The organism is Paenibacillus planticolens, assembly GCF_013141725.1.
GTDB lineage: Bacteria > Bacillota > Bacilli > Paenibacillales > NBRC-103111 > Paenibacillus_E > Paenibacillus_E planticolens.
Genome location: NZ_WHNZ01000079.1, coordinates 56,682 through 70,323, shown reverse-complemented (window position 1 = coordinate 70,323; position 13,642 = coordinate 56,682). Strand labels below are relative to the sequence as shown.

General features: G+C 49.3%; 12 protein-coding genes. 6 read left to right on the top strand and 6 right to left on the bottom strand.

Annotation, left to right across the window (positions count from 1 at the left end; translation table 11 throughout):
• Nucleotides 1-2: 2 nt before the first annotated feature.
• Both glf and GC097_RS30745 read right to left on the bottom strand, forming a co-directional pair.
• On the bottom strand, nucleotides 3-1,124 hold the full coding sequence (glf, locus tag GC097_RS30750) for a UDP-galactopyranose mutase (RefSeq protein ID WP_171687076.1): 1,122 nt from the start codon (nucleotides 1,122-1,124) through the stop codon (nucleotides 3-5).
• Nucleotides 1,125-1,167: 43 nt separating this feature from the next.
• Nucleotides 1,168-1,935 carry a glycosyltransferase family 8 protein gene (locus tag GC097_RS30745; protein ID WP_171687075.1) on the bottom strand — a complete coding sequence of 256 codons (768 nt, stop codon included), beginning with the start codon at nucleotides 1,933-1,935 and terminating at the stop codon, nucleotides 1,168-1,170.
• 261 nt (nucleotides 1,936-2,196) lie between these two features.
• On the opposite strand from GC097_RS30745, the gene GC097_RS30740 reads away from it, so the two are divergent.
• Genes GC097_RS30740 through GC097_RS30715 form a run of 6 tightly spaced genes read left to right on the top strand, consistent with a single transcriptional unit; the run spans nucleotide 2,197 to nucleotide 9,543 of the window.
• A complete protein-coding gene (locus GC097_RS30740) occupies nucleotides 2,197-3,522 on the top strand; it encodes a UDP-glucose dehydrogenase family protein (RefSeq protein WP_171687074.1) in 1,326 nt (441 codons plus the stop codon).
• A 43-nt stretch (nucleotides 3,523-3,565) separates the two neighbouring features.
• Complete coding sequence (galU, locus tag GC097_RS30735; RefSeq protein WP_171687073.1) at nucleotides 3,566-4,432, top strand: UTP--glucose-1-phosphate uridylyltransferase GalU; 867 nt, start codon at nucleotides 3,566-3,568, stop codon at nucleotides 4,430-4,432.
• A gap of 28 nt (nucleotides 4,433-4,460) precedes the next feature.
• A complete protein-coding gene (locus tag GC097_RS30730) occupies nucleotides 4,461-6,269 on the top strand; it encodes a hypothetical protein (protein ID WP_171687072.1) in 1,809 nt (602 codons plus the stop codon).
• 31 nt (nucleotides 6,270-6,300) lie between these two features.
• Nucleotides 6,301-7,455, top strand: a complete 1,155-nt coding sequence (locus tag GC097_RS30725) for a glycosyltransferase family 4 protein (RefSeq protein ID WP_171687071.1) — start codon at nucleotides 6,301-6,303, stop codon at nucleotides 7,453-7,455.
• A gap of 32 nt (nucleotides 7,456-7,487) precedes the next feature.
• Nucleotides 7,488-8,537 (top strand): CotS family spore coat protein, encoded by a 1,050-nt coding sequence (locus GC097_RS30720; RefSeq protein WP_171687070.1) that lies wholly within the window; start codon nucleotides 7,488-7,490, stop codon nucleotides 8,535-8,537.
• Nucleotides 8,527-9,543, top strand: coding sequence for a CotS family spore coat protein (locus tag GC097_RS30715; RefSeq protein WP_171687069.1), 1,017 nt, complete (start codon nucleotides 8,527-8,529; stop codon nucleotides 9,541-9,543). Before GC097_RS30720 ends, GC097_RS30715 begins: the two co-directional genes overlap by 11 nt.
• A gap of 39 nt (nucleotides 9,544-9,582) precedes the next feature.
• Here the strand turns inward: GC097_RS30715 and GC097_RS30710 are convergent, their stop codons facing one another.
• The 4 genes from GC097_RS30710 to wecB all read right to left on the bottom strand — a co-directional run bounded on the left by GC097_RS30710 (nucleotide 9,583) and on the right by wecB (nucleotide 13,642).
• Nucleotides 9,583-10,641, bottom strand: a complete 1,059-nt coding sequence (locus GC097_RS30710; protein ID WP_171687068.1) for a hypothetical protein — start codon at nucleotides 10,639-10,641, stop codon at nucleotides 9,583-9,585.
• 88 nt (nucleotides 10,642-10,729) lie between these two features.
• Nucleotides 10,730-11,572: a dTDP-4-dehydrorhamnose reductase family protein gene (locus GC097_RS30705; protein ID WP_171687067.1), complete on the bottom strand. Its 843-nt coding sequence runs from the start codon at nucleotides 11,570-11,572 to the stop codon at nucleotides 10,730-10,732.
• A complete protein-coding gene (locus tag GC097_RS30700; RefSeq protein ID WP_171687066.1) occupies nucleotides 11,569-12,558 on the bottom strand; it encodes a polysaccharide biosynthesis protein in 990 nt (329 codons plus the stop codon). The genes GC097_RS30705 and GC097_RS30700 overlap by 4 nt, the downstream gene beginning before the upstream one ends.
• Nucleotides 12,548-13,642 (bottom strand): non-hydrolyzing UDP-N-acetylglucosamine 2-epimerase, encoded by a 1,095-nt coding sequence (gene wecB, locus GC097_RS30695; RefSeq protein WP_171687065.1) that lies wholly within the window; start codon nucleotides 13,640-13,642, stop codon nucleotides 12,548-12,550. Before wecB ends, GC097_RS30700 begins: the two co-directional genes overlap by 11 nt.

The following is a 13,642-nucleotide window of genomic DNA, read 5'->3' as shown; positions in this document are numbered from 1 at the left end:
CCTTATTTGTGAATCTCGTTATGGAATAGCGTTAGCGCACGAGCTACGGCCTGATCCATATTGTAGTATTTGTAATCGGCCAATCTTCCCGCAAACAGCACTTTATCCTTGATTTTGTCTGCTTCCGCTTGGTACAGCCTGTAGCGTTCTTTGTTCTCGTCGCGCGGAATCGGATAGTACGGCTCATTTTTTCCAATGGTATAGGTTTCAGGGTACACGTAAGAAATGGTTGTTTTGGGGGATTGCTGGCCGGTCAAATGCTTCTGCTCCAGCACCCGGGTGTAGTCGTATTCGTGCGGGTAGTTGACCGTCCCGACTTCCTGATGGTATTCCGTATCGAGGGTATCGAATTCAAAGCGCATGCTGCGGTACGGAAGCTGTCCGTGCATATAGTTGAAGTATTCGTCGATCGGACCGGTATAGACCATCCGCTTGCAATCGATCTCCTGGATGATCTCTTGGTAATCGGTATTCAGCAGCACTTTGATGTTGGGATGTTTGAGCATCTTATTAAACATAGGCGTATAGCCGTGTTTAGGAAGGCCCTGATAAGTGTCTTGAAAGTAGCGATTATCCCGGGAAATGTAAACGGGAACTCTTGCAGTCACAGAAGGAGCGAGCTGTTCCGGGTCTAATTCCCAATGCTTAAGGGTGTATTTATAGAACACATTTTGATATATAAAATCGGCCAAGTCGCTTAGTTCGCCGCTTGCGCTTTCACGAAGCTTCAAGATCGGGACTTTAACGCCATAACCGAAGTGGTCGATCAGCAGCGCTTCCAGCTTTTCGGCATATTTGGGAGGAAACAAGGCATAGATGGAATTGAGATTAAAAGGGACAGGCACCTTCTTGCCGTCAATGACCACACGGACTTCATGAAAGTAGGGACGCCACGACGTGAATTGGGAAAGGTAGTTCCAAACCATGCTGGAGTTGGTATGGAACGTATGTGAGCCGTACTTATGAATCAGAATGCCGTGTTCGTCATAGCAATCATACGAGTTTCCGCCAATATGATCTCTTTTGTCGACAATCAGAACTTTCTGCCCCAGTTGGGAGGCAATTCGCTCGGCCAGCGTTGCGCCTGTAAAGCCTGCGCCGATGATTAACCAATCTGTTTTCATTCCATGACCTCCTGATCGTTTGAAATTTGCGCTGCTCGCCTGGCTACCAGATGGTTTTACGCGCATATTTGAGATACTCATCTTTAAATTTCGGATTGTGATGGCTGTTCCAAGGTTTTTTGTCGGTTGTGTAATGTATGATGGCCGGCTCGAAACGCTGATGATGGGAGCGGTGCACTTGATAGTTCCATTTGGGGTCCAGCTTTAGCCATTTGTTTTGGAGAACTGCGTTTAAAGCGTCCTGATCCATGTATTTGAGCTTCTCCGGATTTTTTTTCATATAATGTAAAACTTTCTCGGAGGTCTGGTTGTCTCTCCACTTTTTCAAGTTAAGGAGCAGCACGCCTGCGTTAAAATAGCCGGAACTTTCCGGAATACCGAGCTCCTCGTAACGGAGGACTTTGCCGGGAATTTGTACGGCGCCGAGTTGATATTTCTCGATATCGACATCCCATAGCTTCGCAATATCCTCTTTCACAATGAGGTCGCAATCCAAATAGAGCGCTTTTCGTATATCGTTTGGCAAAAGGGCCGGAATCGCAATGCGGTAGTAGGTTTCCTTGCTCAAATGATAACGAACGACGACATCCCGGAATAAAGAATCATCCACCGTTAAGAATACAAGCTCCTTTTGAAATGCTTTCAGGGCATGAAGAAGTTTCTGTTTATTCTCCTTAGACAGATTGCCGTCGATCACATAGATCGAAGCGGGCCGATTCTCTGATTTATGTTCGAATAAGGAAGTAAGCATCACCGCTAAGTGTTTCACGTAATTGTTGTTTGCAGCTACGACGATATGAATTCTCTCCAAGCGTAGTCCTCCTTCGTAACACATTGGTTTTTACCCGTCTAGATATTTGTATTACCGGAATGAAAGGGTGGATTGTACGTTTGTCCTCAAAAACAGAATAAAGCTGATCCGCGTAGGTAAAAGTTGATTTTTCCCAGTGCGTAGTTATCCGTCCGAGTTTCTAGTAAGACAAGGCGCATACACTTTAAGATGACAGTGATTAATGTCTACCAGCGGTTGCGGTTAGCAGCAATGAACTCTACACGACGAGGGAGAGCGGCCATGAAGATTTGCATGATTGGAACTGGTTATGTAGGACTCGTGGTTGGGGCATGTTTGGCGGAAATGGGGCATGGAGTCATTTGCGTGGATAACAATCCGGCCAAAGTATCCGCATTGACTAACGGACAAGTACCCATTTACGAACCTGGACTTACGCGGATGGTTGAACGAAATGTGCAGGAGGGACGGTTAAATTTCTCGCTGGACATCAGCCAAGCTGTTGCGCAGAGTCAATTTATTTTCATCGCTGTCGGAACGCCTCCGGCCGAAGATGGCTCCGCCGATCTTACTTACGTGATGAAAGCCGTACAGCAAATCGGCGAAAGCATGCAAGATTATGCCATTGTGATTACGAAATCAACGGTTCCTATCGGCAGCAGCGAACGCATACGCGGCATGATCGAGGAACAGTTAACGATCCGGGGGCTCGCGGATTTGGAATTCGATATTGTGTCGAATCCGGAGTTTCTAAGGGAAGGCTCTGCCATTAATGACTTTTTGAACCCGAACCGGATCGTGGTCGGCAGTAGCAACGACCGGGCTTTGGCTTACATGGAGAAGCTGTATTTGCCGCTTACGAGCAAGGGATTCCCTCTGATTCACATGGACATTGCTTCCGCTGAGCTTGCCAAGTATGCCTCCAATGCGATGTTGGCGACACGCATAAGCTTCATGAACGAAATTGCCGGTATCTGTGAGTCGGTCGGTGCAGATATTGAGCGTGTGCGGCAGGGAATGGAATTGGACCATCGGATCGGCAGTTACTTTTTATCGGCCGGGGTTGGGTACGGCGGTTCTTGTTTCCCTAAGGATGTACGGGCTATTATCCAAAGCGCCACGGAGCGGAATATTCCAACGCACATCTTAGAAGCCGTCGATAAAGTCAACCACAAGCAGAAGAAAAAATTGCTGGAGATGGTCGTCGGCTATTTCGGAGAAGATTTGACCGGACGCAAGCTGGCGGTATGGGGATTGTCCTTTAAACCGGAAACCGATGATATTCGTGAAGCGCCGTCCATCGAGACCATCGAACAACTCAGAAATCGCGGCGCTCAGATTCATGTGCACGATCCGGTCGCTCTGCAGAATGCGTACCAGGCTCTGGGAGAGGAGAACATCCAGTATTTCACGGGGCTCTATCCGGCTCTGATGGATGCGGATGCCTTGTTGATCTTTACAGAGTGGAAGCAGTACCGGTCGGCGGATCTCAGCCGAATCAAGAGCTTGCTGAAGAATCCGGTTCTTTTTGACGGAAGGAATTTATTCGATCCCGAAAAGATGAAAAAAGAGGGATTCGTCTATCAAAGCATTGGCAGGATGAAGTGATCGTTCTTCCTGTCACAATTCATACAGAAGGATGATGATCGCTATGAAAGTTCGGAAAGCAATCATTCCCGCAGCAGGTCTGGGGACCCGGTTCTTGCCGGCAACCAAAGCGATGCCAAAAGAGTTGCTGCCGATCATTGATAAACCGACGATTCAATTTATCGTGGAGGAAGCTGTTGCATCAGGCATTGAGGATATCATTATTGTGACGGGAAAAGGCAAACGTGCGTTGGAGGATCATTTCGACAACGCCTTTGAGCTTGAACATCATTTGCAGCAAAAAGGGAAGCTGAGAATGCTGGAGAAGGTGCAGGAGCCTGCTCAGCTCATCGATATCCACTACATTCGTCAAAAAGAGCCGAAAGGCTTGGGTCATGCGATCTGGTGCGCAAGAAAGTTTATTAATGACGAACCCTTTGCTGTGCTGCTTGGCGATACGTTCGTCCAGTCTGACGTTCCGTGCTTAAAGCAGATGATGGACTATTTCGACCGGTACAAAACGTCGATTATCGGGGTGCAGCCTGTCAATCCGAAGGATGTTTCGAGCTACGGCATTATCGATGCCCAGCTGTTGTTCGACCGCTTTTACAATATTACGAAGCTTGTGGAGAAGCCGAGGCCGCAGGACGCTCCGTCCAACCTTGCCATGATCGGCCGGTATATATTGACGCCCGCTATTTTCGGAATTTTGGAGAAGCAGGAGCCGGGTGTCGGGCAAGAAATTCAGCTGACCGACGCGATCTCGAAGCTTAATGAGGAAGAGGCGGTTCACGCATGCGAGATTGACGGTGTGTGGCACGACGTTGGGGATCATCTGGGCTATGTGAAAGCGATTCTGGACATATCCGTGCAGCGGGAAGATTTGAGGCAGCCTATTTTGGAATATATCCGATTCATGGAAAGGAAATAACGAGTGGTTAGAAAAAGGAGCGAGCGAAATGACGTCATTTCAAGTCAAAGGTGACAAGAGGTTTCTTGTAATCGGCAGAGTGGGCGATACCTCAATCCATCAACAATGGCTGCAGCCTGCGGAGTATAAAAACTTCGATCTTTGTCTTAGTTATTTCGGTAATACGCCACAAAAGTATGTGAATGATTGTGACTTTTATCATGAGATCCCGGGGCTGAAATGGCCCACAGTGAAGGATACGATTGCAGCATTCGGAGATGACATCCTTCACTATGATGCCATCTGGATGCCGGATGACGATATAAGCGCGAGTGCCCGTGACATTCATCGCATGTTTGAGATTTTCATGGAGCAGGGTCTCGAACTGGCCCAGCCGAGTTTAACGCGAGACTCTTACTACGGGCATGGAATTACCCTGCAAAACAGCAATTATTATTTGCGATATTCCCACTTTGTCGAGCCTATGGTTCCTCTGTATACCAGAGAGACATTCCAAAAGCTGCTGCCTACATTTGAAAAGAGCGAATCGGGCTGGGGACTCGATTTTGTCTGGCCTAAGGTGCTGGGCTATCCCTATCAAAAATTAGGAGTCATCGACGAGGTGGCCGTCAAACATACAAGACGCGTCGGAGGCGGCGAACTCTATAAAAATATATCGGGTTCACAGTGGGACGATTTGTATCGCATTACAGCTGAGTATGATGCTCCCGTTAACTTCAGAATGAACCATTACGGCGGCATACCGAAGGGCAAACGGCTCATGTTCGCGCTGCTGGCCCACAAAGATGAGCATGTGCTTGCCGCACAGATTGAAAATATTCGCAAATTCAACCCGGAAGCCGGCATTGTGCTGTATAACGGGGGAGACGAGAGCGGTTTCGGCAGAGGCATGAATGCGGCTACTTGCGAGTACAGCCGGCATCTCATTTGGGGACACTTGGCACCATTCCTGTGGGATGTGATGAAGTGGCTGGATGAGCATCAGGTTGAATACGAGTATTTGGTCAATCTCGATGATGATGTGCTCTTTGTGAAGCCAGGTTTTGAGGCATATCTGGATCAAACGATGCAGGGTTACGACTGTATGGGGTGGGATATGCAGATCTGCCGCAGCGTCAAAGATGCGGATACGATCAATAAGCGGTCGATGTGGCAGGAATGGGGACGTTGGGGATCCTTGTTCCAAATGAACCACTTCATTCGCTATTTTAATCCGACACAAGTTTACCGGCGCGGCATCGTCAAGAAGATGCTTGAAGAAGCGGACGTTTCGCTGGTTGATGGGTGGCTCTCTGAAAGCAATGTGGTTGCATTGGAAGAATTTTTCTTTGTTACATTCGCTGCTGCATTAGGTGGAAAATGCCGGGAGTTCCCGCGCGACGACCGGTTGAATGTGATGCGGCATGAGCATGAGATTGAGCAGAACGAGGCGCACGCCGCCATGCATCATTATATGTATCACACGATTCATCCCGTCAAAGGCGATCGCCTTCTTAACCTGCACGAACAGTTGATGTCCGGAGACATCCCTTATGTGGATCCGAATCCGCCGCAGCTGCAGCCGAGTCCCTTGGCGCATGTGAAGCATCCGCGGGCAAGGCGGGTCAAGCGCATGGTTTCTAAGAAACGGCTGCTTCGTAAGAAGAAGCCGATGCTGAAGGGAGCGCCTGGTAGAGGAAAGAGAGTGCTGAAAACAAGAAAAACGCCGATCAGGAAGAGATTGAAAATGTCCCTTTCTAACAGACTCAAAAAAGGGAAAAAACGGTCCAAACCGAGAGTGAATGTATGGAGCAGGTTTGGCAAGAAGCTGGCACGTAAAACTAAAAATGCGGCGTAGTTCGTATAGAAATACGATTGGAGTGGTAACGATGAAGATTGCATTTATTTGCACTGAAAAGCTTACCGTTCCGCCGATTCGAGGGGGCGCCATTCAAATTTTAATCAATGGCGTGACACCGCATATTGGCAGTAGGCATGATCTCACTATTTTTTGCATTACGGACCGGGAGCTTCCTGATCGGGAAGTGGTAGGTGGCGTCAAGTATATTCGGGTTCCGCCCGAAGATTATGTGAACGGTGTTGCCAAAGAACTCGCAAAGCTCCATGCCGGCAATAAAAAGTACGATGTCATCCATGTGTTTAACCGTCCGAAAACCGTTCCAGCGTATAAAGCTGCTATGCCGAACTCCCGCTTTGTTGTCAGCTGCCATAACGAGATGTTCAAGGACGGGAAAATATCGATGGAAACGGGAAACTCCGTGATTCGAACGGTGGATAGGATCATGTCGATCTCCAATTATATCGGCCAAACGATCACTACGCGTTTCCCTTCCGCTAAAGGCAAGGTGAAGACCGTGTATTCGGGCATCCATTTGCAGCATTATAAACCGATCTGGACGCCGGAAGCGCAAGCCGTCAGGAAGGAACTCCGGAAAAAATTCGGACTCGAGAATAAAAAAGTCGTGCTTTTCGTAGGACGTTTAAGCAAAAACAAAGGGCCGGACGTGCTGATCAAAGCCGTCGAGCAAATCAGCAAAACCCATAAAGATGTCGTTCTCGTCATCATCGGCAGCAAATGGTTCCATAATGAGCAGTTGGATGAGTACGGAGCAAGCCTACGCCGGCTTGCCAAAGCGCTCGGCGAGCGAGTCGTCTTCACAGGCTTTGTTCCCCCTAGCGAAATCCCGGCCCATTATTTGCTGGGAGATATTTTCGTCTGTTCGTCCCAGTGGCAGGAGCCTCTGGCCAGAGTTCATTTTGAAGCTATGGGCGCAGGACTTCCGATTATTACGACCAACCGCGGGGGAAATGCGGAAATTATTAAGCAGAATGCCAACGGAATGGTAATCGAGGATTACAGCAATCCTGGAGCCTTTGTTAAGGCCATAACGTTTATGTTAAACAACCCTGGCGAGGCGTTGCGGTTAGGAAAAGCAGCCAGAGCGGCTGTTGAAGGCAACTTCGGCTTCGAGCATGTGGCGAAACGGCTTGAGAGCCTGTACGCCCCGGAAAACAAAAAATGACCTTAAAGCCATATCATGACGGAGGTGTCAGCATGGATACTACTTTCTCGGACATCTTGAAGAAGGTGGTCTCGCAATATCCTTTGAAAGTGAAGTCGATCTCCCTGTTATCCGATAAAGGAAAAAAAGCAGTCTGGTCCATCCAAACCGACAAGGGCGAACTGATCATGAAAAAAGTTCCTTTTGATGAAACGCATATTGATTTCATGCTCCATGCGATTCGGTATCTTAGAGGAAATGGCGTCAACACCCCGGATGTGCTCAAAACCGGCTCGGGCCAAGGCTATGTGAAGCTGGACGGAGAGTACTTCGTCTTATTTGAAACCGTATACGGACGATCGCCGGAATATGAGAACGACAGTGACTTATCCCTTATTCTAAAAGGAATGGCGAACTTCCACCGGGCATCGAGAGGGATCGAATCTCCCAATGGATTCTACCCTTCCTATCTTTTGACGAAATGGAAATCAGACTTGCAGACAAGAATGGAGCGCCTGGCGACCTGGAAAGAACAGCGCCAGCAGGTTAAAAATAAAAACGAGTTTGACCGTTTGTTTTTGGCCAATGTGGATACTTTCCTGCAGCAAGCCCGAGCAGCGCTTACGACGCTGAATCAGCCTTGCTTTGTACAGTGGGTGAAGGAAACCGAGGCCACCAAAACGCTGTGCCATCAAGATTTTGCGGCAGGCAATCTCGTTGTAGGCAGAGATGGGAAGCTGTATGTTTACGATATGGATTCGCTGACGGTAGATCTTCCGGTGCGGGATCTGAGAAAAATATTAAATAAGGTCATGAAGAAGGGAGGCAGCTGGAGTCTTCCGACCATGCTCAAGATGATGAAAGCTTACCAGCAGGTCAATCCCTTAACGAAAGATCAGTATTTGGTGCTGGGGGCAGATATTCAGTTTCCGCATTTGTTCTATGGACAAGTGTCCAAATACTATGAAAACCGAGAGGATTCATGGCCCGTCAATAAGCATATTGCCCGTTTAAAAGACATGATCTCCACCGAGCTTAGTAAAAATAATGTGCTCAAGTCGTTCCTCGGACGTTTGGATGAGGTGGTGAAACGTGGATCTTAATCAGGAAGAGCTGAAATTAGGCAAGCGTCTCATGGCCGCCAATTACCCGCAGATCGCGGTCAAGAACATCCGGGTCATTCAAAGCGGAGGCGTTAAAACGGTCTGGAAGCTGGAGACATCCGCAGGAACCGTTTGCCTGAAACGGATCCGAAAGTCCATTGGGATCGTGAAGTTCACGACGGCGGCGCAAGATTATTTGTTCAAAAAAGGGGCCATTGTTGCGAAGATTATTCCGACGAAGGATAAACGGCTGTTTTTTGTCCATGAAGGGTATGCGCTCGTCCTCTATGCCTGGGTGCAAGGCAGCGATCTGGAGATGGATCGGGTTCCTGAGCATCTGTATACGGGGCTGAAGGGTCTCGCACAGTTCCATAAAGACACTCTGGGATTTATCCCTCCTGAAGATTGTGACATCTATGACCGGATGGGAGTATGGGGCAAACATTTTAGCGGCATGCGCGATGAGTTTATCCTGTGGAAGGAGCAAGCCATGCAGGAAAAATCGCCATTCCATCTCTCTTATGTGAAGAATGGGGACGCAATGATTGAGATGGCTGATCGTGCCGTCAAATTGCTGGAAGCTTCCTGTTACGGGCAATGGGTAGCCGACATCGGCAAGTACGGTTACATGTGTCATCAGGATTACGGCAAAGGCAATGCCCTTCAAACGTCCGGGGGCGTTTGTGTGCTGGATTTGGATAATTTGACTTATGACATTCCGCTGCGCGATATCCGCAAACTCCTATTGAAACGCATGGAACAATTGGGACGATGGGATGCCAATGAGCTGAAAAAGTGTATGAGCTATTATGAAGCGATTCTTCCGTTTACACCGGAGCAAATGCAGGTGCTTTATATTGATTTGCTTTTCCCGCATAAGCTTTATGGGTATGTGAAAACACCTTTCAAGAAAGGCGTGCCAGGGGACGAAAAGAAGCTGCAGAACATCGTAGCGTTTGAAATGGAGAAGCTGCCTGTCCTCAAGAAGCTGATCAAAGGAATGTAAGGTGAGAGGGTCAAACAGATAAAAGGACGAAGCGGGAGACTATCCCAGCTTCGTCCTTTTTTTGGGTTTGGTAGAAGTTCGTTTAGCCGCAGACTTGGGACGCAGGTGCCTTTTGGCGAACTTGTTCGTTTTTTTGCGGCTTCGCTTCCTAAGGATGCGCCGTTTCGTCCGTTTTCGAAGATAGCCTCGTCTCAGGCGGGACTTACGTTTGAGTCTTTTCCTCTTTCTGAGTGCTGTGCGGCGGGAAGCGGGCACGCCCCTTACAGCAGGGGGTTGGTTGGCAGGCGGCACTTCCGGCCTAGGGAGCAACTGCTGGTTCATTTCCAGCAGTTTATCTCCTTTTACCGGATGAATCCAATAATAGTAGGGATGCGCTCTATGCTGCTGCACGCTTTCGAAGGTAATGTTTTCGCCCCAGCGAACCATGTCATTATACTTGCTTCCTTCGGGGTATTCCCGGACCCTGCCTCCGCAGGCACTCGCCAGCGTGACAAAAAAGACTTCTTCCAAGGCGGCAGCTTCCGAGATGCCAAGCAGGTGATCCACGGCGGCATGATCCACATGAGCGAGCATACGCCTGACAATATCGTGCTTATAGATCTGACCGGGGTTAAAGTAAGTCAGAAAGCCGTCCGTCCGGAAGACGGGCTGCCATAAATGCCATTCGTTCCTCATGTTCTGCACGGGAAGCGAGTACGGATGATCCCGATCGTTTTCAAGCCTCCAACCCATGCTGTCGGACTCCGCCATAGCTTCATCCAAGAAGGACTGAAAGCCATGCTTAACAAACAGCATATCATGATCCATCGACATCAGATATTCATAGCCTGCGCCGATCTCTTCCAACCATTTCATGATGTCCCACATGCCGGGGACGATAATTCCGGCTCTTAAGGGATGGTTGTGCGGAAAGGACCAAACGTTCACGTTTTTTCCAAAATCGGGGTTGTGTCCGCCGTTGTAGAGAAGGATGCCGGCTTCAGGATTAAAAAAATGGATATTTTCGATTTGTGCCGCCAATACATGCTCGTTCTCATGAGCAATCACTACGACGATGAATCTTTTGTGGATTAGCTCTTCTATGTGGGTAGGGGTCATATCCATTGCGACACACACCGCCTTATGATTTGTTCGTTGCAACAGCAGTTGTACTTATCATATTCCGGAGCCGGCAAAGTGTGTGAGGCTAGTGAGGTTGATGTTGATTCATCCAAGCGTGCAAGTCGGCAATCATTTGCGGATAGGAAGAAACCGGGTACGTGAAATCGGCTCGCGTAGAGACCAGGCTCTTGTCTGACTTCATGTCGTCGTTATAGTGAATGGTGATGGCGTCATGATGAAATTGCTGCTGAAGCATCAGGAGCAGCTCGTATTTGGACAGCTTAGGCTGACCGGCAAGGTGTACAAGGCCATGAATGGGATGATGGAAGCACCATTCGATGGCCTTGGCTAATTCGAGTGTCGTAACCCCGTTCCAGAACACTCGGCGATATCCTTGAATGTCGCCCTTTTGCTGCATAAACCAATGAAAAAGCCCGATGCCGCTCTGTTTCAACTCAGGCCCGATGATGGAAGTGCGGATCGTTACGGCGTTAGGGCTGTAAACTTCGCCGAGACTCTTGCTTTTCCCATAAACGGATAAAGCATCCGTAGGATCCCATTCGGTGTAATCCCCGCGCGAGCCGGAAAAAACACAGTCCGTGCTGATGTGGAACAGACGGAAGAGATACTGCTCCGCATACATAGCGAGTTGATGAGGAAACAAGCTGTTGACATAAATGGCTTCCGCTTGCCTCGTGCGGGCTTCTTCATTCAGCAAGCCGGCCGCATTGATGACGGCATCCGGCTTTATCTGATTGAGCAGGTGCCGCAGATGCTCATCGTTTCTCACGTCGAGCGATAGGGCCCCGGTATCCGACGGATCAGCCGACCGCACGGTAGTCCAGACTTCATAGTCATGCTGCCGGGCGAAATAGTCCCTTAACATGTGGCCGGCCATGCCATGACCGCCGATAATAAGTAATTTCAAGGAAGGAATCCTCCTTTAAGCAGCATCTCTAAAATTTCTTCCGACGTCATGAGTGAATCGTTGGAGGCATATTGCGTAAAGGTGGATTTAGGCAGATGGCTGTAGAAGTTATACAGGGAGGAGGCCGCATTCGCCGGCAGGATAACAAAATATTTTTCATCATATTGATAGGTAAAGGGAATTTCATGTGTGGAAATCAGCACTTCGTGCAGCTTCTCTCCAGGGCGGATGCCGACATCCCTCACAGGCAGAGGTTGGTCTGACAGCTGTTTCATCATCACCTGAGCCAAGTCGAGAATGCGGCAGGCATTCATTTTCATAACAAAAGTTTCTCCGCCTACGGCCGCTTTGGCCGCACTTAACAGAAGCCCGATCGCTTCAGGAAGCGTCAGGAAGAAGCGGGTCATGTCCTCGTGGGTAAGCGGGAGATCTTCTCCTTGCAAGATGCGGTTCTTGAAGAAAGGGACGACGCTGCCGTTGGTGCCCAGCACATTGCCGCCTCGAATGCAGACAAACTGGGTCGTGGAGCTGAGATCGTTCGCCCGAACCATCAGCTTCTCTCCCAGCGCTTTCGTCATGCCGTAAAAGTTGATCGGATCTACGGCTTTATCCGTGGAGACGTCGATAACCTTTTTGACCTCGTTTCGAATACTGGCTCTGATTACATTTTCAGTTCCTTTTACGTTCGTTTTCAATGCTTCATCCGGCTGTGCCTCACAGATGGGTACGTGTTTGAGGGCAGCCAGATGAAACACATAATCCACGTTCCGGCAGGCGTCCTCAACGGCTTCCTGGTCACGGACATCACCGATCATAAAAGTGAGGGAAGGATGGAAAGAAAAGTCGCGCTGCATCTTCACTTGCGAAAATTCGTTGCGGGAAAAAATACGAATTTCCTTAGGCATCTCTTGCAGGAGACTGCGGGTAAGTTCTTGCCCCCAAGATCCGGTTCCTCCCGTGATGAGGATGGTTTGATTATGAAACATAGCTCTGTCCTCCTAGTACAATTTTGACAACTTTGCTCGATACGTTCGGATCCAGATAGCCTTCCGGGCACTGCCATGCAGGGTGAGGCTGCAGCATCAGCTTAACGCAAGCGGCAATCCGCTCCGGCACAAGCCCTGATAGTAAGTTGCTGCCGCAAAGCAGGGTCTCGGGTCGTTCGGTGCTTTGGCGGATGGTAACGGCCGGAACGCCCAGAATACAGCTTTCTTCCTGCACGGTGCCGCTATCGGTAATCACGCAGGCGGCATGCTGCTGCAGTTTCAGAAAGTCGAAAAAGCCGAATGGCGGCAGAAAGCGAATGAGCGGGTGCGAAGCCGTGGCCCCGAGCTTATCCAGGCGATCCTTCGTACGGGGATGGGTGCTGCAGATGATGGGGAGCTGTGTATCCTGTGCTGTTAGCTGCAAGCCTGCGATAATTTGCCGCAGCCGGGATTCATTATCGACATTTTCTGCCCGGTGGGCGGTAACGAGAATATATCCTTTATCCGCAATGCCCAGCTGTTCTAGAATACGGCTGGCATTTGCCTGCTCCTTATAATGCTCCATGACTTCATAAATCGGATTCCCGGTCATCCAAATCCGCTGGGAAGGAACACCGTCACGCAGTAAATTCTCTCGCGCACCGGGGGTATACGGCATATTGCAGGTAGAGATGGCATCGATCGCTTTCCGGTTGATTTCTTCAGGAACGCGAGTATCGTAACAACGATTTCCTGCTTCCATATGATAGACGGGAATGCCGTGCCGCTCGCCTATAAGCGCTGTAAGCGCACTGTTGGTATCTCCCAGAACGAGCATGCGATCCGGTTTCTCCTGCAGCAGCACTTTTTCGACTTCAACGAACATTTGAGCAATCTGTTCGCCGACGGTTTGAGCTTGGAGCCGAATATGGACATCCGGGAGGCGAATGCCCATTTGCTCGAAAAAGACGTCGCTGAGCGAACGGTCATAATTTTGTCCGGAGTGGACGAGAAGATGCGAATCTGCAAGGAGGTCAAGTTTGGCGATCACTAAGCTTAACCGGATAATTTCGGGACGTGTTCCAAGAACCGTCATGATCTTCAT